This window comes from Variovorax sp. Soil_C_19 (assembly GCF_057657255.1).
This window is the reverse complement of record NZ_JBDGIV010000001.1, coordinates 267,521-291,384: the sequence shown is the minus strand read 5'-3', so window position 1 is coordinate 291,384 and position 23,864 is coordinate 267,521. Positions and strand designations below refer to the sequence as shown.

At 67.5% G+C, this 23,864-nt stretch carries 22 protein-coding genes; 10 read left to right on the top strand and 12 right to left on the bottom strand.

Annotated elements, in window-relative coordinates; translation table 11 throughout:
- Positions 1-18 precede the first annotated feature (18 nt).
- The 5 genes from AC3A6R_RS01400 to pncB form a co-directional block, all read right to left on the bottom strand.
- Entirely contained in the window at positions 19-1,182 is a 1,164-nt protein-coding gene (locus tag AC3A6R_RS01400) for an MFS transporter (RefSeq protein WP_487859936.1), read from the bottom strand.
- Positions 1,179-2,486 (bottom strand): DNA recombination protein RmuC, encoded by a 1,308-nt coding sequence (locus tag AC3A6R_RS01395; protein ID WP_487860056.1) that lies wholly within the window; start codon positions 2,484-2,486, stop codon positions 1,179-1,181. The genes AC3A6R_RS01400 and AC3A6R_RS01395 overlap by 4 nt, the downstream gene beginning before the upstream one ends.
- Before the next feature lie 95 nt (positions 2,487-2,581).
- A complete protein-coding gene (locus AC3A6R_RS01390; protein ID WP_487863554.1) occupies positions 2,582-3,568 on the bottom strand; it encodes a 2-hydroxyacid dehydrogenase in 987 nt (328 codons plus the stop codon).
- Between the two features lie 11 nt (positions 3,569-3,579).
- Entirely contained in the window at positions 3,580-4,992 is a 1,413-nt protein-coding gene (locus tag AC3A6R_RS01385; protein WP_487863553.1) for a sodium:proton antiporter, read from the bottom strand.
- 24 nt (positions 4,993-5,016) lie between these two features.
- A complete protein-coding gene (pncB, locus tag AC3A6R_RS01380) occupies positions 5,017-6,237 on the bottom strand; it encodes a nicotinate phosphoribosyltransferase (RefSeq protein ID WP_487859933.1) in 1,221 nt (406 codons plus the stop codon).
- 173 nt (positions 6,238-6,410) lie between these two features.
- Between pncB and AC3A6R_RS01375 the strand changes: the two genes are divergently transcribed.
- Together AC3A6R_RS01375 and AC3A6R_RS01370 are read left to right on the top strand one after the other, a co-directional pair.
- Complete coding sequence (locus AC3A6R_RS01375) at positions 6,411-6,635, top strand: CsbD family protein (protein WP_487859932.1); 225 nt, start codon at positions 6,411-6,413, stop codon at positions 6,633-6,635.
- Positions 6,636-6,713: 78 nt separating this feature from the next.
- Entirely contained in the window at positions 6,714-7,121 is a 408-nt protein-coding gene (locus AC3A6R_RS01370; protein ID WP_487863552.1) for a hypothetical protein, read from the top strand.
- 88 nt (positions 7,122-7,209) lie between these two features.
- Here the strand turns inward: AC3A6R_RS01370 and AC3A6R_RS01365 are convergent, their stop codons facing one another.
- A complete protein-coding gene (locus AC3A6R_RS01365) occupies positions 7,210-7,653 on the bottom strand; it encodes an acyl-CoA thioesterase (RefSeq protein WP_487863551.1) in 444 nt (147 codons plus the stop codon).
- A 237-nt stretch (positions 7,654-7,890) separates the two neighbouring features.
- Between AC3A6R_RS01365 and AC3A6R_RS01360 the strand changes: the two genes are divergently transcribed.
- Both AC3A6R_RS01360 and AC3A6R_RS01355 read left to right on the top strand, forming a co-directional pair.
- Positions 7,891-8,442 (top strand): phasin family protein, encoded by a 552-nt coding sequence (locus AC3A6R_RS01360; protein ID WP_487863550.1) that lies wholly within the window; start codon positions 7,891-7,893, stop codon positions 8,440-8,442.
- 133 nt (positions 8,443-8,575) lie between these two features.
- Positions 8,576-9,334, top strand: a complete 759-nt coding sequence (locus AC3A6R_RS01355) for a 3-hydroxyacyl-CoA dehydrogenase (protein WP_487859928.1) — start codon at positions 8,576-8,578, stop codon at positions 9,332-9,334.
- Here AC3A6R_RS01355 and AC3A6R_RS01350 read toward each other — a convergent pair.
- Complete coding sequence (locus AC3A6R_RS01350; RefSeq protein WP_487863549.1) at positions 9,294-10,223, bottom strand: YihY/virulence factor BrkB family protein; 930 nt, start codon at positions 10,221-10,223, stop codon at positions 9,294-9,296. The genes AC3A6R_RS01355 and AC3A6R_RS01350 overlap by 41 nt on opposite strands.
- Before the next feature lie 79 nt (positions 10,224-10,302).
- On the opposite strand from AC3A6R_RS01350, the gene dnaG reads away from it, so the two are divergent.
- Complete coding sequence (gene dnaG / locus AC3A6R_RS01345; protein WP_487863548.1) at positions 10,303-12,294, top strand: DNA primase; 1,992 nt, start codon at positions 10,303-10,305, stop codon at positions 12,292-12,294.
- A 125-nt stretch (positions 12,295-12,419) separates the two neighbouring features.
- Here the strand turns inward: dnaG and AC3A6R_RS01340 are convergent, their stop codons facing one another.
- Positions 12,420-12,761 carry a hypothetical protein gene (locus AC3A6R_RS01340; protein ID WP_487863910.1) on the bottom strand — a complete coding sequence of 114 codons (342 nt, stop codon included), beginning with the start codon at positions 12,759-12,761 and terminating at the stop codon, positions 12,420-12,422.
- On the opposite strand from AC3A6R_RS01340, the gene rpoD reads away from it, so the two are divergent.
- The 4 genes from rpoD (at position 12,691) to sugE (ending at position 17,904) form a co-directional block, all read left to right on the top strand.
- The gene (rpoD, locus tag AC3A6R_RS01335; RefSeq protein ID WP_487860055.1) at positions 12,691-14,967 is read left to right on the top strand and encodes an RNA polymerase sigma factor RpoD; all 2,277 of its coding nucleotides are present in this window, start codon (positions 12,691-12,693) and stop codon (positions 14,965-14,967) included. The two genes, AC3A6R_RS01340 and rpoD, sit on opposite strands and share 71 nt — an antisense overlap.
- A gap of 100 nt (positions 14,968-15,067) precedes the next feature.
- The gene (locus tag AC3A6R_RS01330; protein ID WP_487859925.1) at positions 15,068-16,303 is read left to right on the top strand and encodes a multidrug effflux MFS transporter; all 1,236 of its coding nucleotides are present in this window, start codon (positions 15,068-15,070) and stop codon (positions 16,301-16,303) included.
- A 13-nt stretch (positions 16,304-16,316) separates the two neighbouring features.
- Positions 16,317-17,444, top strand: a complete 1,128-nt coding sequence (locus tag AC3A6R_RS01325) for an HPP family protein (RefSeq protein ID WP_487863547.1) — start codon at positions 16,317-16,319, stop codon at positions 17,442-17,444.
- A gap of 139 nt (positions 17,445-17,583) precedes the next feature.
- The gene (gene sugE, locus AC3A6R_RS01320; protein ID WP_487859923.1) at positions 17,584-17,904 is read left to right on the top strand and encodes a quaternary ammonium compound efflux SMR transporter SugE; all 321 of its coding nucleotides are present in this window, start codon (positions 17,584-17,586) and stop codon (positions 17,902-17,904) included.
- 6 nt (positions 17,905-17,910) lie between these two features.
- Here sugE and AC3A6R_RS01315 read toward each other — a convergent pair whose 3' ends face one another.
- Genes AC3A6R_RS01315 through AC3A6R_RS01305 form a run of 3 tightly spaced genes read right to left on the bottom strand, consistent with a single transcriptional unit; the run spans position 17,911 to position 21,088 of the window.
- Positions 17,911-18,885 carry a tripartite tricarboxylate transporter substrate binding protein gene (locus tag AC3A6R_RS01315; RefSeq protein ID WP_487860054.1) on the bottom strand — a complete coding sequence of 325 codons (975 nt, stop codon included), beginning with the start codon at positions 18,883-18,885 and terminating at the stop codon, positions 17,911-17,913.
- 56 nt (positions 18,886-18,941) lie between these two features.
- Complete coding sequence (locus AC3A6R_RS01310; protein ID WP_487863546.1) at positions 18,942-20,144, bottom strand: CaiB/BaiF CoA transferase family protein; 1,203 nt, start codon at positions 20,142-20,144, stop codon at positions 18,942-18,944.
- Positions 20,141-21,088 carry a hydroxymethylglutaryl-CoA lyase gene (locus AC3A6R_RS01305; protein WP_487863545.1) on the bottom strand — a complete coding sequence of 316 codons (948 nt, stop codon included), beginning with the start codon at positions 21,086-21,088 and terminating at the stop codon, positions 20,141-20,143. Before AC3A6R_RS01305 ends, AC3A6R_RS01310 begins: the two co-directional genes overlap by 4 nt.
- 100 nt (positions 21,089-21,188) lie before the next feature.
- Here AC3A6R_RS01305 and AC3A6R_RS01300 point away from each other — a divergent pair, with 100 nt between their 5' ends.
- On the top strand, positions 21,189-22,106 hold the full coding sequence (locus AC3A6R_RS01300) for a LysR family transcriptional regulator (RefSeq protein ID WP_487863544.1): 918 nt from the start codon (positions 21,189-21,191) through the stop codon (positions 22,104-22,106).
- Between the two features lie 18 nt (positions 22,107-22,124).
- Here AC3A6R_RS01300 and AC3A6R_RS01295 read toward each other — a convergent pair whose 3' ends face one another.
- Positions 22,125-23,825 (bottom strand): tannase/feruloyl esterase family alpha/beta hydrolase, encoded by a 1,701-nt coding sequence (locus AC3A6R_RS01295; RefSeq protein WP_487863543.1) that lies wholly within the window; start codon positions 23,823-23,825, stop codon positions 22,125-22,127.
- Between the last annotated feature and the right edge of the window lie 39 nt (positions 23,826-23,864).

Here is a 23,864-nt window from a genome sequence, read left to right as displayed (position 1 = left end):
GGCTGGCCCGCGGCGCTGCTAGACCTTCAGGCCCCAGGTGGCGCGGGCGCCGAGCGCGAGCACGCCGCCCACCACCCAGAAAACGCCGGCAATGCCGATCAGCGCGCCGAGCGATCCGAACAGCATCGGCATCGCGACGCTCGACGCATTGATCGTCATGAGCCGCAGCCCCAGCGCCTCGCCGTGCCGCTCGTGCGGCGTGATCTGGTGCAGCATGCTCATCACCATCGGCTGCACGGCGCCCAGCGCGAAGCCGAGGATCACCGAGCACAGGCCCATGGTCCAGGCCGAGTCGAGCAGCGGATACACCGCGAACACCGCCGCGGTGACGATGGTGGAGACCAGGATCACGCTGCGCTCCGAAGCGCGCGAGGCGATCAGGGGCAGCACCACGCGAATGACGGCCGCCGCAACGGCGAAGGCACCGAGGATGGAACCGATCACCGACGCGCTGATGCCGCGGTCATGGCCCAGCACCGGCAGCACGAAGGCGTGCACGTCCCAGCTCGACGACTGCAGCCAGTTCACGAACAGCAGGCGCCGGAACATCGGTTCGCGCAGCAGGTCCCAGGCGCGCGTGGGCACGGCGCCGGCCACCGGCACGATGAGCGGCGGTTCGTGCGCGCCGCGCGCGAGCCACCAGCAGACGATCGGCAGGACGGCCATCACCGCAAAGCAGACGCGGAACGCCAGCATGTCCGCCGGCGCATGCCCGGCGTTGTCGATCAGCAGGCCTGCCGCGAAGGGCCCAACGAAATTGGCTGCCGCGGGCGCAATCGCGAGCCAGCTGAACACCCGCTTGAGTTGCGTCGCGTTGGTGGCCGAGCGGCCGACGTGGCGCTGCAATGCGATCACGGTCGCGCCGGTGGCGCCGCCCGTCAACAGTGCCGCGAGGCACATCACCGGGAAGGTCGGGAAGATGACCACCAGCCCCGCGCCGGTGGACGCCGCGATGACCGACAGCCACAACGGCCGCTTGAATCCGTACCGGTCGGCGAAGCGCCCGGCCGGCAGCGCAAGGAACACCTGCGTGAGCGCGAACAGCGCGATCAGCAAGCCCACCGCCGCGGCGCTGTAGCCCTGTTGCAGCGCCAGCAGCGGCGTCGCGAGCCGCATGCCGGCCATCGTCGCATGCAGGCAGACCTGGGCGCCGATCACGCGCAGCAGTTCGGAGCCTTTCACGGGGTGTCGTCGCCCTCGCTGTCGGCGGTGGGCGGCAGCAGCGCCTGCGACTGCGCCTCGGGCAGCGCCTCGACCTTGCGCAGCGCGAGTCGCATCTGCTTGGCGCGCGTGTCGGCCTTGTCGATGGTGTCGGAGGCCTTGGCCACCTGCTCCTTGATGCGCGACACCCATTCGCCATAACGCTCGAACTCGGTCTTGACCGCGCCCAGCACCTTCCAGACCTCGGAGGCCTGCCGCTCGAGCGCCAGCGTGCGAAAGCCCATGTGAAGGCTGTTGAGCATGGCCAGCAAGGTGGTCGGGCCGGCCAGCGTCACGCGGTGCTGGCGCTGGATCGCATCCATCAGGCCGGGGCGCCGCAGCACCTCGGCATAGAGGCTTTCGACCGGCAGGAACAGGATGGCGAAATCGGTGGTGTGCGGCGCAGCCAGGTAGCTCTCCGCGATCGACTTGGCTTCGCTGCGCACGCGCGCCTCGAGTGCCTTGGCGGCAAGCTCGGCGCCTGCGGCATCGGCGCGCTCATGCGCATCGATGAGGCGCTCGTAGTCGTCGCGCGGAAACTTGGCGTCGATCGGCAGCCAGACCGGCGCACCGTCGTCGCCGCGGCCCGGAAAGCGGATCGCGAAGTCGACGCGCTGGCCGCTGCGCGGCTTGGTCTCGACCTGCCGGGCGTACTGCTCGGGCGTGAGCACCTGTTCGAGCAGGGCTTCGAGCTGCACTTCGCCGAACACGCCGCGCGTCTTGACGTTGGTCAGCACGCGCTGCAGGCTGCCCACGCCCACGGCCAACGCCTGCATCTCGCCCAGGCCCTTGTGCACCTGCTCGAGCCGCTCGGCGACCTGCTTGAAACTCTCGCCGAGCCGCGCCTCGAGCGTGCTCTGGAGCTTCTCGTCGACGGTCTTTCGCATCTCGTCGAGCTTGGCGGCGTTGTTCTGCTGCAGTTGAGTGAGCTGCGTCTCCATGGTGGCGCGCACTTCGGCGAGCCGCCGGGCATTGGATTCGCTCAGGCCCTGCAGCTGGTTGTTGAGCGTGTCGCCGAGGTTCTTCTGCAGCGAGGCGAGCTGCAGCGCGAAGGCGTCGAGCTGGGCATTCTGCGTGCGTGTGGCCTCTGCGCCCTGCTGCACCAGCGCCTGCTGGAAGGTGGCGAAGGCCTGTGCAGTTTCCTGCCGTGCGCCGCGCGAGCTTTCGGCGATCTCATGGCGCAGTTCGCGCTCGGTGCGCTCGTTCGCGCTGCGCATCGCGGCGAGTGCGCCCAGAATTTCGCTGTGGTCGGGCTCGGGCTGCCGCCGCGCGAGCAGCCAGACCATGAGCAGCAGCTGGATGAGCGCGAGCGCGCCCAGCGCGAAAAGAATCAGTTCGGTGGTTTCCAAGGGGGTCCGATGTCTCTTTCTGCGGCGTGCGCCTATTTGGTTGCCGCCGGCACGGGAGTCACGGGCGTGAGCGGCCCCTTGCCGCCGAACCATGCGATCAGGTTGTCGGCCGCAAGGTCGGCCATGGCACGCCGCGTGGGCACCGTGGCGCTCGCGATGTGCGGCGTCAGCACGACGTTGGGCACGGTCAGCAGGTCGGGATGGACCTTCGGCTCGCCTTCGAACACGTCGAGGCCCGCGGCTGCGATCTTCTTCTCGCGCAGCGCCGCGGCGAGCGCCGCGTCGTCGACGATGCCGCCGCGCGCGATGTTCACCAGCGTGGCGGTCGGCTTCATCAGCGCGAGTTCGGCCGCGCCGATGGTGTGGTGCGAGGCCGGCGAATACGGCACCACCAGCACCACGTGGTCGGCGGTCTTGAGAAGCTCTTCCTTGCCAATGTAGCTGGCCTTGCATTCGGCCTCAACCGTCGCGTCGAGGCGCGAACGGTTGTGATAGACCACCTTCATGCCGAAGCCGTGCGCGCCGCGCTTCGCGATGCCCTGCCCGATGCGGCCCATGCCGATGATGCCGAGCGTCGAGCCGTGGATGTCGGAGCCCGCGAACATGTCGAAGCTCCACTTCTGCCACTTGCCCGCGCGCAGAAAATGCTCGCTCTCGGCGATGCGCCGGGCCGTGGCCATCAGCAGCGCAAAGCCGAAGTCGGCCGTGGTCTCGGTCAGCACGTCGGGCGCGTTGGTGCCGAGCACGCCGCGCGCGGCCATCGCGTCGACGTCGAAGTTGTTGTAGCCCACGGCCATGTTGGCGCAGATCTTCAGGTCGGGGCAGGCGTCGAGCAAGGCGGCATCGATGCGCTCGCTGCCGGTGGTGAACGCGCCCTGCTTGCCTTGCAGTTTGGCAATCAGCTGTTCCTTGCTCCAGCTCTCGTCGGCCTGGTTCGACTCGACCTCGAAGTGCTGCGACAGCCGCTCGATGGTTTCGGGGAAGATCGCGCGCGCGACCAGGATATTGGGCTTGCTCATGATGTCTGTGCCTAGCGGAAGAAGATGAAGGTGGAGAGAACGAACAGCGGAACCAGGATGCCCACCGACCACGCCATGTAGCCGAAGAAGCTCGGCATGCGCACGCCGCGGCTCTCGGCGATGGCCTTGACCATCAGGTTGGGCGCATTGCCGATGTAGGTGTTGGCACCCATGAACACCGCTCCCGCAGAGATCGCCGCGAGCGTTGCGGCATGGGTCGTCATCAGCGTGGCAGCGTCGCCGCCCGCGGTGTTGAAGAACACCAGGTAGGTCGGCGCATTGTCGAGAAAAGAGCTCAGCACACCCGTGGCCCAGAAGTACATGGCCGGATCCGGCTGGCCGTCGGGCCGGGTGACGGCCGCGATCACCGCGCCGAACGGCCCCTGCACGCCGGCCTTGAGCATGGCGATGACCGGGATGATGGTCAGGAAGATGCCCGCGAACAGCTTCGCCACCTCGGCCATCGGGCCCCATTCGAACTGGTTGTCGGCGTGCACCTTGGCCGGCGTGAGCCGAAACGAGATCAGCAGGATCGCGATCAGCGCCGCGTCGCGCACCAATCCCGGCAGGCCGACGCGCGTTCCGAACAGGTCGAAGCCCACGGGCGACTTCCAGACCCCGGAGAGCAGCACGAAGAAGACGATGCCGCCGAGCAACCAGAAGTTGGCAGCGCCGTCGAAGGCGATGCGCGGCGTGTCCGGCGTCGGGTCGAACGGCAGCACGCCTTCCTTGCGGTACTGGTAGCGGTCGATGACGTAGAACAGGGCGAGCAGCGCCCCGACCAGGAACAGGGTCTCCGGCAGGATGTTTTTCGCGGTCCAGAAGAAGTCGACACCCTTCAGAAAGCCGAGGAACAGCGGCGGATCGCCGAGTGGCGTGAGCGAGCCGCCCACGTTCGAGACGATGAAAATGAAGAACACGACCACGTGCGCCTTGCTCCGGCGGTTGTCGTTGGCGCGGATCAGCGGACGGATCAGCAGCATCGAGGCGCCCGTGGTGCCCATGATGCTCGCGAGCACGGCGCCGACCGCGAGGATCGCGGTGTTGAGGCCCGGCGCACCGTGCAGGTTGCCGCGGATGTGGATGCCGCCGGCCACCGTGAACAGCGCGGTCAGCAGGATGATGAAGGGGATGTACTCCTCCACCATCGCATGCACCAGCTGCGTGCCTGCGAACGGCGCACCGTAGATCGCCGCAAAGGGCAGCAGGAATGCCAGCGCCCAGGCGGCCGAGATCTTGCCGTAGTGGTGGTGCCAGAACGCGGGGGCCACGAGCGGCATCAGCGCGATCGACAGCAGGATGCCGGCGAACGGAACGCTCCACAGCGCGGACAGTTTGCTGCCGTCGAAATCGGCGGCCATCGCCAGGGCGGGAAACATCATCGGCAGCACTGCGGCTGCCGCGAGGCGGACTCTTTTTTTCATGGGGCGTTACCGTACCAGACGAGGTCAGGCCGGCGGCTGCTCGATCTCGAACACCTGGCGCAGATAAGCCAGGTATTTCTCGTCCTCGCACATGTTCTTGGACGGCGTGTCCGACAGCTTGGCCACGGGCTGGCCGTTGCAGTTGATCATCTTGATGACGATCTGCAGCGGCTCGTAGCCGAGGTCGTTGGTGAGGTTGGTGCCGATGCCGAACGCCAGCTGGCAGCGGCCGCGGAACTGCTGGTAGAGCTCGATCGTGCGCGGCATGGTGAGCCCGTCGCTGAAGATCAGTGTCTTGGTCAGCGGGTCCACCCGGTTGGCGATGTAGTGCGCGAGCATGCGCTCGCCCCACTGGAACGGATCGCCGCTGTCGTGGCGCGCGCCGTCGAAGAGCTTGCAGAAGTACAGGTCGAAGTCGCGCAGGAAGGCGCTCATGCCGTAGACGTCGGACAGCGCGATGCCGAGGTCGCCGCGATATTCGCGCGCCCAGGTTTCGAAGCCGAAGATCTGGCTGTCGCGCAGCCGCGGGCCGAGCGCCTGGCAGGCCTGCAGGTATTCGTGCGCCATCGTGCCGAGCGGGATCAGGCCGAGCTTCATGGCATAGAGCACGTTGCTGGTGCCCGCGAGCTGCGGCAGCCCGTCGCCGGGCCGTGCCGGCAGCGCCGGGGCGGTCACGGCACCGAGCCGCGCCACCAGCGTTCGCAGCACCTCTTCGTGCCAGTCCTTCGAGAAGCGGCGGCGGGTGCCGTAGTCGGCGATCTTGAGGTCGGACAACCCCGCCTCCTGCAACTGCGTGATCTTGGTCTCGAGCCGCCGGCGTCCCTCGACGAAATCCGGCTTCTTCTGCGTGTTGCGGAAATAGACCTCGTTCACGATCGCGAGCACCGGGATCTCGAAAAGGATCGTGTGCAGCCACGGCCCCTTGATGCGGATCTCGAGCTCGCCCGAGGCCTGGGGCGTGATGGTGATGTACTTCTCGTTGAGCCGGAACAGCCCGAGGAAGTCGACGAAGTCGCTCTTGATGAAGCGCATCGAGCGCAGGTAGGCGAGTTCGGCGTCGCGGAACTGCAGTGAACAGAGGCTGCGAACCTCCTCGCGGATCTGCCCCGCGAATTGAGCGAGGTCGACGCCGGGATTGCGGCACTTGAACCGGTACTCAACCCGGGCACCGGGAAAGTGATGCAGCACGACCTGCATCATGGTGAACTTGTAGAGGTCAGTGTCGAGCAGGCTGTGAATGATCATGTTTCGGCGCGCGTTGTCCCGGTCTTTTTCGGCGTGCGTCCGATTATCACGGGCGCCGTCGGCTTGTGCCTACGGCGCTCGCGCAGGGCGTCCTACCAGCGGGGTGAATGGCGCGAACGACAGTGAGTGCACGGCGGCAGTCCATGCCGCTGGACAACCTCAAGGAGATTCGCATGAACAAGGACACCATCGAAGGCAACTGGAAGCAGCTCAAGGGCAAGGTCAAGGAGCAATGGGGCAAGCTCACCGACGACGACTTCGACGTCATCGCCGGCAAGCGCGACCAGCTGCTCGGCCGCATCCAGGAGCGCCACGGCATCAGCCGCGACGAGGCCGAGAAGCAGGTCAAGGAATGGGAATCCCGCGACGGCCGCAGCGCCGACAGCCTCTGGTACTGAAAGCACTGACGCTTTCCGCATGACGGCCCGCATGGGCCGTCCGCATGCCCCCTCTCTCCAAAAACCTCAAAGGAAAAAATGAAGAAACATTTGCTCATGCTGGCACTCGCCTCCACCTGCTTCGTCGCGACCCACGCCTCGGCAATGACCCAGGACGAATACAAGGCCGCCAAGCAGAAGATCGAGGCCGACCACAAGTCCGCCAAGGCCCAGTGCGATGCCATGAAGGACAACGCGAAGGACGTCTGCGAGAAGGAAGCCGAGGGCAAGGAAGACGTCGCCAAGGCCGAGCTCGAACAGCAGTACAAGCCGAGCGATGCCCATGCCCGCAAGGTCGCCGAGGAAAAGGTCAAGGCCACCTACGAGGTCGCCAAGGAAAAGTGCGACGACCAGAAGGGCGAAGCCAAGGATGCATGCGTGAAGCAGGCCAAGGCCGACGAGTCGCAGGGCAAGGCCGATATCAAGGCCATGAAGAAGACCATGTAAGCGGCGCCATGGCCCTTATGGGCCGTGCGCAGCAGTAAACAGAACGGCGCCTTCTAGGGCGCCGTTTTGCTTTTGCAGCGCGCGGCCGTCAGGCCTTCAGCGAATCGACCACGCGCTGCAGCGCGTCTGGCAACGCCACCGGGCGCTGGGTCGCGCGGTCGACATACACGTGCACGAAGTGGCCTTGCGCGGCGGCGGTGTCGGCTCCCTCGGCGAACAACCCGATCTCGTAGCGCACGCTCGAGCGGCCGGCCTGGGCCACGCGGATGCCCGCCTCCACCGTCTGCGGAAACGCGATGGGGGCGAAATAGTTGCACTGCGTCTCGACCACGAAGCCGACGGTCTGGCCCTGGTGGATGTCGAGGGCGCCGCGTTCGATCAGGAGCGCGTTCACCGCGGTATCGAACCAGCTGTAGTAGACGACGTTGTTGACATGGCCATACATGTCGTTGTCGGCCCAGCGCGTCGGAATGCTGCGAAAAACCCGGTAGCTGCTGCGGGTGTGGGGGGTCGGTTTGGCGGCGGAGCTCATCGCGCGGCATTGTGCCAGCGGGCGGCGGCGCAGGACCGGCCCGACACCACCCGATAGGCTCTCGGAGGGCCGCAAGCCAGATTTAGAAAGCACGTTCTAATTTGCTGCAAAGCAGCAAAAACCCCTTGATCGCCAGCCTGTGCTGCCTATACTTGAGGCCATGCTGCACCGCAACATAGACGACGAGGCGCAGCGCAACGTGACCGACACCATCTCATTCCTTTTCGGAGATTCCAAATGGCCCTGACCGCTGACCAGATCCTCGCCGCTCAAAAAGCAAACCTCGAAACCCTGTTCGGCCTCACCACGAAGGCCTTCGAAGGCGTCGAGAAGCTCGTCGAACTCAACGTGACCGCTTCCAAGGCCGCCCTGGCCGAAGCCGCCACCACCGCTCAAGCCACGCTGAACGTCAAGGACGCACAGGAACTGCTGACGCTGCAAGCCAGCCTGTACCAGCCCCTGGCCGAAAAGACCGCCGCCTACAGCCGCCACCTCTACGACATCGCCCAGGGTACCGGCGCCGAATTCTCCAAGGCCTTCGAAGCCAAGGCCGCCGAAACCCAGCAAGCCTTTGTTGGCCTGGTCGACAGCGCCTCGAAGAACGCCCCGGCTGGTTCGGAAACCGCTGTTGCCGTGATGAAGAGCGCCGTGGCCGCCGCCAACAACGCCTTCGAATCGGTCCAGAAGGCCGTCAAGCAGGCCGGCGACGTCGCCGAAGCCAACTTCAACGCCGTGTCGACGCAAGCCGTCGCCGCTGCCAAGACCGCCACCGCTTCGCGCAAGCGCTAAGCTGCCGGACGCTTACCACCAGTTGTCTCCTTGGGTCCTCACGGATCCAATTCAGGCCTCATCTTCGGATGAGGCCTTTTTTTTGCTTGGCCACGCCTCTTCGATAATGCCGGTCTCATTCCAGGAGACTTTCATGCAGATCGACGGCAAGGTTTTTATCGTGACCGGTGGCGCTTCGGGCCTCGGCGAAGGCACGGCGCGCATGCTGGCAGCGAACGGCGGCAAGGTGGTGATTGCCGACATGCAGGCGGAAAAGGGCGAGGCCGTCGCACGCGAGATCGGCGGCGCTTTCGTCAAGTGCGACGTGAGCCAGGAGGCTGACGGCCAGGCCGCCGTGGCCGCGGCGCTGAAGCTCGGCAAGCTCGTGGGCCTGGTCAACTGCGCCGGCATTGCGCCGGCCGAGAAAACGGTCGGCAAGAACGGCGCGCATGCATTGGCCGTGTTCAGCAAGACCGTCACCGTCAACCTGATCGGCAGCTTCAACATGATCCGCCTCGCGGCCGACGCCATGAGCCGGAACGAGCCCGAAGCCACCGGCGAGCGCGGCGTGCTGATCTCGACCGCCTCGGTCGCAGCCTACGACGGCCAGATCGGCCAGGCCGCCTACAGCGCCTCGAAGGGCGGCGTGGTCGGCATGACGCTGCCGATCGCCCGCGACCTGGCACGCAACGGCATCCGCAACATGACGATCGCACCGGGCATCTTCGGCACGCCCATGCTGTTCGGCATGCCGCAGGAGGTGCAGGATGCGCTGGCCGCCAGCGTGCCCTTCCCTTCGCGCCTGGGCACGCCCGAGGACTACGCCAGGCTGGCGAAGCACATCATCGAGAACGACATGCTCAACGGCGAAGTCATCCGTCTCGACGGAGCGATCCGGCTTCCTCCCCGGTGAGCGGCGGCACGGCCGTGCTGCCGGTGCGCTCGAGCCGCTCGTACTGAGCGATCACTTGGGCGCCCAGCAGTACGAGCGTGGCGGCGATCTCCAGGCTCAGCAGCACCACGATGGCCGTGGTGAGCGAGCCGTAGACCACGTTCACCTGCGAGAGCGTCGAAAAGTACCAGACCAGCACGTGCCGCGTGGCTTCCCAGAGCAGCGCGGCCGTGACGCCGCCGAGCAGCGCATGGCGCAGCGACATGCGGCCGGCCGGCATCACGAGGTAGAGCGAGGTCAGCATGAAGATCTCGCCGCCCAGGCCCACCAGGTAGAGCAGCAGGCCCGACACCCCTGAGAGCGACCATTCGCGCCCGAACAGATCGACGCTTTCCTGGCCCACGAGCCGCAACGCGCCCGAGACCACCGTCACGAGCAGCAGCCCGATGCACAGGCACAGGATGTAGATGTAGGGCATGACCGCCGAGATCAGGAAATGCCGCCGGTGGTCGGCCTTGCGGTGGTGGAAGATCACCGCCATCGCGCTTTCGAGCACGCTGAAAGCCAGCGAACTGAAGAAGATCATCGTCACCAGCAGCACCGGCCCCATCACGTCGCGATGCTCGAGAAAATTCGACAGCGCCGTGACGATCTCGGTCGACTGGCCCGGCAGCAGCCACTCGAGGTAGCGGCCGATCGTGCGCAGCAGTTCGCCCTGGTCGATCAGGTGCGACATCGCGATCACGCTGACGATCGACAGCGGCACGATCGAAAGCAGCGCGTAGTAGGCCACGGCCCCCGCGAGCAGCAGCCCCTGGTTGGCGCGGAAGGCCTTCAGCGCATCCCAGATGAAGCGCAGCGGGTGGCGCAGCAGCGGCGCGGCGTGGTGCAGGGGTTTGGTCGATGTCATCCGTGGAAATCCGATGGGAAGTATGCCGTCCGGCGCAGGTCGCCAGCCGCTTGCGTATGATTTGCCGCTCTTCGCCTACATGACCATCCCCGCTTCTTTCATCCAGGAACTCATCGCGCGTGCCGACGTGGTGGAAATCGTCGGGCGCTATGTGCAGCTCAGGAAGGCGGGCGCCAATTTCATGGGCCTGTGCCCGTTCCACGGCGAGAAATCCCCTTCGTTCTCGGTCAGCCCGACCAAGCAGTTCTATCACTGCTTCGGCTGCGGGGTGCATGGCAACGCCATCGGTTTTCTGATGGAACATGCGGGCATGGGCTTCGTCGAGGCGGTGCACGATCTTGCGGGCCAGTACGGCCTGCAGGTGCCCGAGGACGATGCCTCGCCCGCCGAGCGCGCGCGCGCCGCGAACCAGCGGCAGAAGCAGGCCACGCTGACCGACGTGCTCGAAAAAGCCGGCGAGGCCTATCGCAAGGCGCTGCGGCAGGCGCCCGGCGCCATCGAATACCTCAAGGGCCGCGGCGTCTCGGGCGAGATCGCCAGGCAGTTCGGCATCGGCTATGCGCCCGCCGGCTGGCGCACGCTGGCGAGCGTGTTCCCCGACTACGACGATCCGCTGCTCGCCGAAAGCGGCCTCGTGATCGCCAACGCCGAGGACGGCGCCGAGGAAGCCAAGCGCTACGACCGCTTTCGCGACCGCGTGATGTTCCCGATCCGCAACGTCAAGGGCGAATGCATCGGCTTCGGCGGGCGGGTGCTCGGCGACGAAAAACCCAAGTACCTCAACTCGCCCGAGACGCCGGTCTTCAGCAAGGGCCGCGAGCTCTACGGCCTGTACGAGGCGCGCGCCGCGTTCCGCGACCGCGGCTACGCGCTCGTGACCGAGGGCTACATGGACGTGGTCGCCCTGGCCCAGCTCGGCTTTCCGAACGCGGTCGCCACGCTCGGCACCGCCTGCACCGCCGAGCATGTGCAGAAGCTCTTCCGCTTCACCGAATCGGTGGTGTTCAGCTTCGACGGCGACGCGGCCGGCCGCCGCGCGGCGCGCAAGGCGCTCGACGGCGCCCTGCCCTATGCCACCGACGTGCGCAGCATCAAGTTCTTGTTTCTGCCCACCGAGCACGACCCCGACAGCTTTATCCGCGAATTTGGCGCCGAGGCGTTCGCGCGCTTCGTGCAGGAAGCCACGCCGTTGTCGCGTTTCATGATCGAGGTGGCACGCGAAGGCTGCGACCTGGCAACGGCCGAGGGCCGCGCCCACATGAGCAGCAATGCGCGGCCGCTCTGGAGCGCCATGCCCGACGGCGCGCTCAAGCGCCAGCTGCTGAGCGAGATCGCCACGATGGTGCAGTTGGACGCGACCGGACTGGCCGAACTCTGGGCCGCCACGGCCGGGCCGCGCGGCAAGGCCGCCGCAGCGCCCGCCGCGCACCACGGCAGCGAGGCAGCAAGCGACGAATTCGGCTATGACTCCGGCATGCCGCCGCCCACCGACTACGCGCCGCCACGCTACGAAAACGATAGCAAATCGCGCAAATTCACCAAGGGCAAGCGCTGGGGCGGCAAGTTCGAGCCGGCGCCCGAGCCGCTGCGCGGCCGTGGCAAGCCGCCGAGCCGGCCCGACGTGGCGGCCCGGCTGCTGCTGTCGAACATGACCCAGTGGGACGCGCTGTCGCACGAACTGCACCTCCTGCTGTGCGACCTGCCCGGGCCGCACGGCGCGCTCTTCACCTGGCTCGACAGCCAGTTGCACGAGCACGGCGTCCAGCCCTGGGCGGCGCTGCGCGAGGGCATGCGCGGGCTCGATTTCGAGCCGCTGGCCGAGCGCCTCATGAGCGTGGCCGAGGCAGCGCCGGTGGCCGAGGGCGAAGAGGAACAGCATTTCGCCGACGCCGCCAAAGAACTCGCCAGCGTGCTCGACTTCATGCTCGATGACCGCCTCAAGGCCCAGCAGAACGAGGCCATCGCCGCGGTCGGCACGGACCCGAAGGCGCTCGAGCGCTACAAGGCGCTGGAGGCCCGGCGCCTCGAATTGCGCCAGCGCTTGAACTCGCGCGGCGCAGAAAGTGCTTGAAATTCTCGCGGCGGGCTATAATGTACGGCTTCGCAACTGGCGAAATTAGGCAAGAGCGACAGCAGCACCTCCGGGCCGACCCCCTCGCGCAATGCACTCCAACGGTAAAAATCCGGCGGAAAGGGTCAATAACCGCAAGGACTGCACACCAAATGTTCGCCCGACATCTTGCCTGACGAGGAATTTTTTCTTCCTCTTTCCCAATTGTCTGCCTGCGCCTGTGCGCGGGCTTCGTGTCTTGTGGCGACGCCGCCCGTGCGGTGTTGCGCCTGTGAGTTCGCTTGGTCCATCTTTCCGTAACGAGGTCGTATGCCCAGTTCAAAGAAGCCTGCTCCTTCACTCGCCAAAAGCGTCGCCCCGAAGTCTGTTGCAGAAAAACCGTTGAAAGCCGGCGTTGTGCCGGCAACTAAGTCGGGTGCCGCCGCGTCCAGATCGGCAACCGCTACGAAAGTGAAAACCGTGCCCACGAAATCGACCTCCCTCGACGATCCGAAGAAGGCTGCCGCCAAGGCCGCCGCCGTTGCCGCGCCTGCCGCTCCCGCCGCCAAGAAGGTCGGCCGCCCGCCCAAGGCCGCCGGCGCCGCCGCGCCCGCCACCGGTGCCAAGCGCGGCCGCAAGCCCAAGGCCGGCAACGAAGCCGCCGAGAGCGACATCGACCTGTCGGACATCGAGGACGACCTGACCGGTGAAGAGCCCGTGGCGGCGGCGACCGAGGAAAAGGTCAAGCCGCTGCGCATGAAGATCAGCAAGGCGAAGGAACGCGCGCTGATGAAGGAGTTCGGCCTCGACGAGACCGTGCTCTCCGAGGAAGACCTGGCCAAGCGCCGCTCGCGCCTCAAGACCCTGATCACGCTCGGCAAGACCCGCGGCTACCTCACGCACGGCGAAATCTCCGACCACCTGCCCGACAAGCTGGTCGACGCCGAGACCATGGAAGTCGTGGTCACCATGCTCAACGACATGGGCGTGGCGGTGTACGAGCAGACGCCCGACGCCGAGACCCTGCTGCTGAACAACACCGCGCCGACCGCCACCACGGTGGAAGAAGCCGAAGAAGAAGCCGAGGCCGCGCTCTCGACGGTGGACAGCGAATTTGGCCGCACGACCGACCCGGTGCGCATGTACATGCGCGAGATGGGCACGGTCGAACTGCTCACGCGCGAAGGCGAAATCGAGATCGCCAAGCGCATCGAAGGCGGCCTGATGGCGATGATGGAAGCCATCTCGGCCTCCCCCGCCACGATCGCCGAGATCCTGCGCCTGGCCGCCGACATCCGCGAGGGCAAGGTGGTCATCTCCACCGTGGTCGACGGCTTCTCGAACCCCAACGAAGCCGACGACTACGTGGCCGAGGAAGACTTCGACGAGTTCGACGAGGAAGACGACGACGACGGCAAGGGCGGCTCCAAGGCGCTCACCAAGAAGCTCGAGGAACTCAAGCGCGACGCGCTGGAGCGCTTCGACCGCATTGCCGGGATGTTCGAGAAGGTCCACAAGATCTACGACAAGGAAGGCTACGGCACGCCCGCCTACCAGAAGGCCCAGCAGGCCCTGTCGGACGAGCTCATGACGATCCGCTTCACGGCCAAGACCATCGAGAAGCTGTGCGACCTGGTTCGCACGCAGGTCGACGACGTGCGCAAGAAGGAGCGCGAGCTGCGCCGCATCATCGTGGACAAGTGCGGCTTCCCGCAGGACGAGTTCATCCGCGACTTCTCGGGCTACGACAAGAACGGCAACCGCATTGCGTCGAACCTGCTGAACCAGAAGTGGGTCGAGAAGCAGGCCGCGTCGGGCAAGCCCTGGAGCGCCGTGCTGGCCCGCAACATTCCGCCGGTCCAGGAACTCCAGCAGAAGCTCGCCGACATCCAGTCGCGCGTGGTGGTGCCGCTCACCGAGCTCAAGGACATCAACAAGCGCATGAACGAGGGCGAGGCGTCGTCGCGCGACGCCAAGAAGGAAATGATCGAGGCCAACCTGCGCCTCGTGATCTCCATCGCCAAGAAGTACACCAACCGCGGCCTGCAGTTCCTCGACCTGATCCAGGAAGGCAACATCGGCCTGATGAAGGCGGTCGACAAGTTCGAGTACCGCCGCGGCTACAAGTTCTCGACCTACGCCACGTGGTGGATTCGCCAGGCCATCACGCGCTCGATCGCCGACCAGGCCCGCACGATCCGCATCCCGGTGCACATGATCGAGACGATCAACAAGATGAACCGCATCTCGCGCCAGCATCTGCAGGAGTTCGGCTTCGAGCCTGACGCCGGCATCCTGGCCGCGAAGATGGAGATCCCGGAAGACAAGATCCGCAAGATCATGAAGATCGCGAAGGAGCCGATCTCGATGGAAACCCCCATCGGCGACGACGACGATTCGCACCTGGGCGACTTCATCGAGGACAGCAGCAACACCGCGCCGATCGAGGCGGCGATGCAGGCCGGCCTGCGCGACGTGGTCAAGGACATCCTCGACAGCCTCACGCCGCGCGAAGCCAAGGTGCTGCGCATGCGGTTCGGCATCGAGATGTCGACCGACCACACGCTCGAAGAAGTGGGCAAGCAGTTCGACGTGACGCGCGAGCGCATCCGCCAGATCGAGGCCAAGGCGCTGCGCAAGCTCAAGCATCCGTCGCGTTCGGACAAACTCCGCAGCTTCATCGATACTCTGTAATCCGGGTTCCCTGATGCCACAAGCGCCCGCAGCGCCCCCTCACGGGGGCGGCGGGCGTTCCCTTTTGTGCCACGCAAATAAGAAGAATGGATCAATCGCCATGAATCCAGACGCAGCCAAACTCTGGCAAGCCCCGCGCTGGGCGCTGGCCGTGCTGCTCGCGGTGCTGGGCATGCTGGGCCCCTTTTCGATCGACACCTACATTCCGGCCTTCTCGGGCATTGCGCAATCGATCGGCGCCACGCCGGCCGAAATGCAGCAGACGCTCTCGGCCTACCTGTTCGGCTTCGCGTTCATGAACCTGTTCCACGGCGCGCTGTCGGACAGCTTCGGGCGCCGGCCCGTCGTGCTGTGGGGCCTCGCGGTGTTCACGCTCGCCTCGCTGGGCTGCGCGCTGTCGCAGAACATCGCGCAGCTGGTGCTGTTCCGTGGCCTGCAGGGCCTGTCGACCGGCGCCGGCATCGTGGTCTCGCGCGCGGTGATCCGCGACATGTTCCCGCCAGCCGATGCGCAGCGCGTGATGAGCCAGGTGACCATCTACTTCGGCGTGGCGCCGGCCATCGCGCCGATCGTCGGCGGCTTCCTGTTCGTGCATGCGGGCTGGCATGCGATCTTCTGGTTCCTCGTGGCGGTGGGCGTGATCCTGTTCGTGGCCAACTACAAGCTGTTGCCCGAGACGCTGCACCAGAGCCAGCGCCAGCCCTTCCAGGTGCGGCACCTGATGCGCGGCTACCGGGACCTGTGCTCCGATCCGCGCTTCGTGCTGCTCGCCTTCGCGAGCGGCGTGCCGTTCAACGGCATGTTCCTGTACGTGCTCGCCGCACCCGCCTTTCTCGGCGACCATCTCGCGCTCGCGCCCACGCAGTTCTTCTGGTTCTTCCTGCTGAGCATCGGCGGCATCATGGCCGGCGCCTGGGCCAGCGGCCGCATGGCGGGCAAGGTCGCGCCCAAGCGGCAGATCCGCGACGGCTTCCTGATCATGCTGCTGACTTCCGTGGTCAACGTGGTCGCCAATGCGCTGTTCGAGCCGCATGCGGCCTGGGCGCTGTGGCCGATCGCCGTGTTCGCCTTCGGCTGGGCGCTGATGGTGCCGGTGGTCACGCTGCTGGTGCTCGACCTGCATCCCGAACGCCGCGGCATGGCCTCGTCGCTGCAGGCGGTCATCGGCTCCACTGCGAACGGCGTCGTCGCGGGCGTGATCGCACCGCTGGTCATGCATTCAACGCTGGCCCTCGCGCTCACTTCGATCCTCATGCTCGCCATCGGGCTGGTGGCCTGGGTCTGGCTGCACCGGCGCTGGCCCGAGATCGGCCGCATGGTGGCCGCGGAGGTCTGAGCCCATCGCATCCATGCAAGTCTCCACCCTTGTTTCCTATGCGCGTGCCTGGCTGCCGGGCCGCAACGCCGTCGATGCACGCGAGCGCATGCGCGCAGCCATTGGCGCAGGCGTGGGCCTGCTGATCACCGCGCTGATCTGCCGCTGGATGGCGCCGTTCACCGGACACAGCATCTGGCTCATCGCGCCCATGGGCGCCAGCGCGGTGCTGGTGTTCGCGGTGCCCGCCAGCCCGCTGGCGCAGCCCTGGTCGGTGCTCATGGGCAACACGCTCTCGACGCTCGTGGGCATCGCCTGCGTGCGCTGGATACCCGACACTGCCTGGGCCGCGGCCGCCGGCGTGGGCCTGGCCATCGGGCTGATGTTCGCCACGCGCAGCCTGCATCCGCCGGGCGGTGCGGCGGCGCTGCTCGCGGTGCTCACCCACACTACCGATTTCTCGGCCGCCTTCTTTCCGGCGTTCGTCAACTCGCTGTTGCTGGTGCTCGCGGGCGCGGCCTACAACAGCCTCACGGGCCGGCGCTATCCGCATGTCGCCCGGCCGCCCTCCGCCGAGGCAGGCGACGCGCGCTTCAGCCAGGCCGACATCGACGCGGTGCTGGCGCGCTACAACCAGGTGCTCGACATCAGCCGCGACGACCTCGAATCGCTGATCCAGCAGACCGAGCTCGAGTCGTACAAGCGCCGGCTCGGCACGCTGCACTGCCGGGACATCATGTCGCCCGACCCGATCTCGGTGGAGTTCGGCACGCCGCTGCAGGAAGCCTGGATGCTGATGAAGCAGCGCCAGATCAAGGCACTGCCGGTGACCGACCGCACGCGCCGCGTGGTCGGCATCGTGACGCGGGCCGACTTCTTCCGCCAGCTCGATCTCGATCACCACGAAGGCATCGCCGGGCGCCTGCGCGACCTGATCCGCGCCACGCGCACGGTGGTCTCGAACAAGCCCGAGGTGGTGGGCCAGATCATGACGCGCCAGGTGCGCGTGGCCAGCGCCGACCGGCCGGTGGTCGATCTCGTGCCGCTGTTCTCCGAGGGCGGGCACCACCATATCCCCATCATCGACCATGAAAAGCGGCTCACCGGCATGATCACGCAGTCGGACTTCGTGCGCGCCTTGTACCGCGCAGTGAAACCATGACGCCCCCCGAAGCGGCTCACTTCGTGTAGCCGCCTCCCCCACTGGGGGGCGCACCCGGTGGCCCGGCAAAGCCGGTTCCACCGGTGCACTGGGTTGGGACTGTTACGGAACTGGCTCGACTTTTTTTCAAGGAGCGCGCATGGCGTGGATCGTGTTGTTCGTGGCGGGTCTGCTCGAAGTGGGCTGGGCCATCGGTCTCAAGTACACGGAGGGCTTCACGCGGCTGTGGCCCTCGGTCGGCACTGCCATCTCGATGGTGCTCAGCGTGGTGCTGCTCGGCTGGGCGATGCGCACGCTGCCCGTGGGCACGGCCTATGCGGTGTGGACCGGCATCGGTGCGGTTGGCACCGTGGCGCTCGGCATCGTGCTGTTCCACGAGCCCGCCAATGCGGCGCGGCTGGTCTGCGTTGGTCTCATCGTCGCAGGCATCCTGGGCCTCAAACTGACCAGCGCCCACTGAGCCGCGCTATTCGACCACCACGTTCGCCTTCTTCACCAGCGCCGCATAACGCGCGGCCTCGCTGCGGAAATACGCCGCGGCCTGCTCGGGCGTGGTGGGCTTGACGATGTTGCCCTGCTTGTCCATGGCCTCGCGCACCTCGGCGCTTGCGAAGGCGGCGGCCACGGCGTCGTGTACCCGCTGGATGTCGGCGGCCTGCATCTTCGGCGGCCCGATCACGGCGAACCAGCCCTCGACGGTGTAGTTGGGCAGCCCCTGCTCCGCGATCGTCGGCAGGTCGGGCGCGGCGGGCGACCGGGCAGGTCCGCACAGGCCGATGGCGCGCAGCGCCCCGCTCTTCAGGTGCGGCTGCACCGCGGGCAGCGCGATCACGCCGATCTCGACCTGGCCCGCGATCATGTCAGTGACCATCGGGCCGGTGCCCTTGTAGGGAATGTGCCGCGCCTTGACCCCCGCTTCCTCGAGGAACATCTCGCCGGCCAGGTGGATGATCGTGCCGTTGCCCGACGATGCGTAGTTGTAGGCATCGGGCTTGGCGCGCAGCAGTGCGACCAGTTCGCGCACGTTCTTCGCCGGCAGCTTCGGATTGGCGGCCAGCACCAGCGGCGTCGCGCCCACCACGCTGATCGGCGTGACGTCGCCGATCGGGTCGAAAGGCATCTTCCTGTAGACGGCCGGGTTGATGACGTGGTTGTTCGACACCATGCCGAGCGTGAGCCCGTCGGGCGCGGCCTTGACCACGGCCGAGGTGCCGGTGATGCCACCCGCACCCGGCAGGTTCTCGATCACCACAGGCTGGCCGAAAGCCTTGCCGAGCGCCACCGACGCCGCACGCGCGATGGCGTCGACGCCCGAGCCCGCGCTGATCGGCAGGATCAGGCGGATCGGCTTGTCGGAACCCTGCGCCAGCGCGGGAAGCAAAGGAAAAGCGGCCAGCCCGGCAGCCGAGGCGCCAAGGCCCAACACCGCGCGGCGGCGCATTGCAAAGAAAGTGGTGTGCATGGTCTGTTTGTCTCTCTTGTGGTTCTGGAAAGAAATCAGGCGACGGCGCGCTCGGCCTGCATCGCCGCGATCTGCGCGTCGGCGTAGCCGAGTTCGGCCAGCAGCTCGCGCGTGTGCTCGCCGAGCGTGGGCGGATCGAGTCGCACGCCGAGCCGTTCACCGCCCAGCGTGATCGGGAACAGCGTGGTCTGCGCCACTTCGCCCGCGCGCTCGCCGTCGGGCAGGCGGATGTCCGCGAGGCCGCCGGTGGCCTTCAGGTGCGGGTCGTCGTAGAGGTCCTCGGGCCGCGTGATCGGCGCGAACGGCAGGCCGCGCGCCTCGAAGATCGCCGACAGCTCGGCCGCGGGCCGGTCGGCGAGCCGGCTGCGCAGTTCCGCGAGCAGCGTCGGCCGCAGCCGCACGCGGTCGTTGTTGGTGCGCAGCGCCGGGTCGTTCCGGAGGTCGTCGAAGCCGAGCGCGTCGCAGAACACCACCCATTGCGCGTCGCTCACCGCGGCCAGGAAGATCTGCTCGCCGTCCTTCACGGTGAACACGTCGTACAGCGCCCAGGCCGAGATGCGCTCGGGCATCGGCGCCGCGGGCTGCCCCGTGATCGCGTACTGCAGCATGTGCTGGCCGACCAGGAACACGTTGTTCTCGAACAGCGCGGAGTTCACTTCCTGCCCCTCGCCGGTCTGCGCGCGCTGCATCAGCGCGGCCATGGCGCCGATCGCGCCGAACATGCCGCCCATGATGTCGTTCACGCTGGTGCCGGCGCGGAGCGGATCGCCGGGCCGCCCGGTCATGTAGGCGAGCCCGCCCATCATCTGCACCACTTCGTCGAGCGCGGTGCGGTGCTCGTACGGCCCGGGCAGGAAGCCGGTGTGGTTGACATACACCAGCCGCGGATTGAGCTTCGCGAGCGCGGCATGGCCGAGGCCGTACTTGTCCATGGTGCCGGGCCTGAAGTTCTGCGCCACCACGTCGGCACCGACGCACAGGCGCAGCGCCGCCTCGAGCCCCTGCGGATGGCGCAGGTCGAGCGCGATGCTCTTCTTGTTGCGGTTGAACATCGGGAAGAAGCCCGCGCCCGCTCCCAGAAGGTGGCGCGTGCGATCGCCTTCGATCGGCTCGACCTTGATCACCTCGGCGCCCAGGTCGGCCAGCACCATGCCGCAGGTCGGGCCCATGACCATGTGCGTGAACTCGACCACGCGGATGCCCGCGAGCGGCAACGGCCTGGCCTGCTCCGCGCTCATGCCGCAATGCCTTCGGCAGGCGCGAAGGTCTTCGGAAAGCCCGCGCGCCAGAGCGTGCCCTGCAAGGTCTCGCCGTCCAACCACTCGGCCACGCGCGCACGCAGTGCGAGCAACTGCGGCAGGTCGACGCCGGTCGCCACGCCCATGCGCTCGAGCATGAAGACGAGGTCCTCGGTGTCGACGTTGCCGCTCGCGCCGGGTGCATGCGGACAGCCGCCGATGCCCGCCAGGCAGGCGTCGAAGCGCGTGATGCCGACTTCAAGTGCGGCATAGACGTTGGCCAGCCCCAGCCCGCGCGTGTCGTGGAAATGGGCGCACCAGAGCCGGTCGCCGGCCATGCGCAGCGCGCGCTCGAACAGGCTGCGCACCATCGCAGGATCGGCATAGCCCACGGTGTCGGCGAGGCTCACGCGGTCGGCGCCCGCATCGAGCAGTGCCTGCATCAGGCGCAGCACCTCGTCGGTGTCGACATGGCCCTGCAGCGTGCAGCCGAAGGCCGTGCCCACGCCGCCCTCGATCAGCGTCTTCGCGCCCGCCGCATCGCGTGCGGCGCGAATGCGGCCGACCTCCGCGACCACTTCGTCGGGCGTCTTGCGCAGGTTGGCGAGGCTGTGCGCATGGCTGGCCGAAAGCGGCACGACCATCAGGTCGGCCTCGCCCGCGATCGCCCGCTCCGCGCCCTTCAGATTGGGCACCAGTACCGAGGCAAAAAGCCCCGGCAGCGTCTTCGCATGCGCGAGCAACTCGGCCGTGTCGGCGAGCTGCGGCAGCAGGTGCGCCGGCACGAAGGAGCCGACCTCGATCTCGCGCTGCCCCGCGGCGTGCGCCGCGTCTATCCATGCGAGCTTGCGGGCGGTGGGCAGCACGCGGGCGATGCTCTGGAGGCCGTCGCGCAGGCCCACTTCGCGGACGACCGCGCGCGGCGGCAGGAAGGCGTGGATCAAGGTGTCTGTCTCCGTCGTGAGGGAATGCGCCGATCTTAGAAGTGCCAATCTGATCCAGAAGGTACATTTCGGAAGGCGTTCGATTCCGAACAGGAACATCATGCGAGACCTCGACCTCACCACGCTGCGGCTCTTCGTGGCTGTTTGCGAAACCCGCAGCATCGCGCGCGCCGGCGAGCAGGCCAGCATCGTCGGCTCGGCCATCAGCAAGCGCCTGGCGCAGCTCGAAGACGCGGTGGGCACGCCGCTGCTGGTGCGCAAGCGCCGCGGGGTGGCGCCCACGCCGGCCGGCGAGACGCTGTTGGAACATGCGCGCGCCATGCTCGGCAGCGCCCGCCGCATCGAACGCGACATGGCCGCCTATGCGGGCGGCGCGCGCGGCCATGTGCGCATCCTCGCGTCGGCCTCGGCACTGGCCGAGTCACTGGCCGAGGACGTGGCGAACTTCCTGCAGAACCCCGCGCACCGGAACATCCGCGTCGACATGGAAGAGCGCGTCAGCCCCGAGATCGTGCGCGGCATTCGCGAGGGCAGCGCCTCGATCGGCCTGTGCTGGGACGCGGCCGACCTCGAAGGCCTGCAGTGGCGCAGCTACCGCAGCGACCACCTCGCGATCGTCGCGCACCCTTCGCATCCCGCAGCGCGGCCGGGTCCGCTTCGCTTCGAGGAGGTGCTCCACCACGAGTTCGTCGGCATGCCCGCGCTCAGCGCGGTGCAGCTGATGCTCGCGCGCGAGGCGGCGGTGGCCGGCAAGCCGCTGGTGTACCGCGTGCTCGTGTCCAACTTCGATGCCGCGCTGCGCGTGGTGCGCGCCGGGCTTGCGATCAGCGTGGTGCCGGCCGAAGTGGCGCAGCCTTTCACCGACACCTACGGCCTGCGCCTGATGCCGCTCGCCGACGCCTGGGCCCGCCGCCGCTTCGCGATCTGCTTTCGCGACGAAGCGACGCTGTCGCCCTCGGCGCAGTTGCTGGTCGCGCACCTCGAACAATGCGCGGCGGAGCGCGATGCGGGCGCTTGAGCTGCTTCGCGGCGCGCGCTACCTGCTGCACTCGAAGCTCGACGCCAGCGCCGCATCGCCGCGCGTGTAGCGCGGCCACAGCGGCCATTCGCACAAGGGCCGTGCGCGAACCGTCCTGAACGGCGGCTGCACCTCCTGCTCGGCGAGTTGCAGTCCGGCCGGCGCGCGCCCGCGCTCGACCCAGTCGACGAGCGCGGCGAGCATGTCGACGTTGGCCGGCGCACCGCTGCCCACGTGGTCCACGCCGGGCGCGGTGTAGAGCCGCATGAAGCGGTCCACGTTGCCGCGGCCCATGCGGGCCACGACCGATTCGTAGTACTGGATGCCGGCGAACGGGCTCTGCGCGTAGTCGGCCATGTGCTCGAGCATCAGCAGCTTGCCGCCGCGTGCGCTGAAGGCCGCGAGATCGGGGTTGGTCGAATCCATCAGCTGCGAGACGGCGGCAATGCGGGCCGCGAAGTCTTCCGCACGGTAGTTGCGCACGTCGAGCGACGGATTGCGCGCATAGAAATACTGCAGCGCCCCGCTGCCGTAGAACCACGCGATGCCGTTGGCCGGCTGCGGCGGCACGCTGGGCGCGGCCGTGCCGGTCCACCACGCGGTCCATCCGCCGGTGGCCGCGAACGCGGGCGTCGCTTCGCCGCCGATGCCCCAGCCCGGATACTCGGCCACGCCATTCGCGAGCGGCACGGGCGAGCGCCACGGCGAGTGCAAGGTTCGCACCGCTTGCACCTGCGCATCGTTGAGGCAGTCGTCGCCGCGCGTGCCCGCCGCGCAGCGCAGGCCGGCGGGGTCGAAGCGCTGCAGGCAGCCCACGGGGTTGGACACGATGCGGTCCGCCACCCCATCGGCGGCATCGCAGGCGGCGAGCACCGCGTCGTGCACCCGCTGCACCTGCGCGGGCCGCAGCCAGCCTTCGCCGAAGGTGGCGATACCGTTGCGCGTGCCCGCATGCTGCAGACCGGTCCAGTTGATCACCGGCACGCGGCTGAAGATGCCATCGAAATCGTTCGGATAGCGCTGCGCCATCGTGAGCGCCTCGCGCCCGCCCTCGGAACTGCCCACGAAGTACAGCTTTCGCGGCGCCTGCGCATAGGCGCGCTGCATCAGCGCGACCGCCACGTCGCGCACCTTCTTGTACGAGGCATGCGCAAAGTTCACCAGCGCTTCGTCATTGAGCGCAAAGGCCTGGGGCGGCTGGCCCGCGACGTTCTGGTGGCCCGAGTCGGTGCCGTAGGTCACATAGCCTTGCGCGAGCGGCGAAGGCAGCTCGAAGCGCGCGCCCGGCACCAGCGCCAGGCCGGTGATCAGCGTGCCGTTGAAACCGCCGCCACCGTACTGCACGCTGCGGCCGTTCCATGCGAGCGGCAGGTTGACCTGGAAGAGGATCGGCGGCGCGCTCGCGTCGAGCGGCGCGATGCGTCCGAGCAGCCTGCAGTGCGCCGGGGTCGCTGGCGTGATGCGCGCAGCGGGCGTGGGCCCACGCTCGGCCGCCGCCAGCGGGGCCGCCGGCACGAGCGTCGCAGAGTCGATCTGCGCCGCGCCGCTCGGCAACCCGATGGCCGAGGCGGCGACCGGCGCCGCCAGTGCCGCGCACGCGGCCGCGGGGTTGCTGCCGAGCGGGAGGCTCTGCGGGCCGCTGGTCGTGCCGCAAGCCGCGAGCAGGGCCAGGGCTGCCAGCATGGCGCCCCCGCGGAAAACTGTCTGGGGGATCGCCATCTGCTGTCTCCTTGGAGTTGCCTGTTGTTCGCCGCGGCG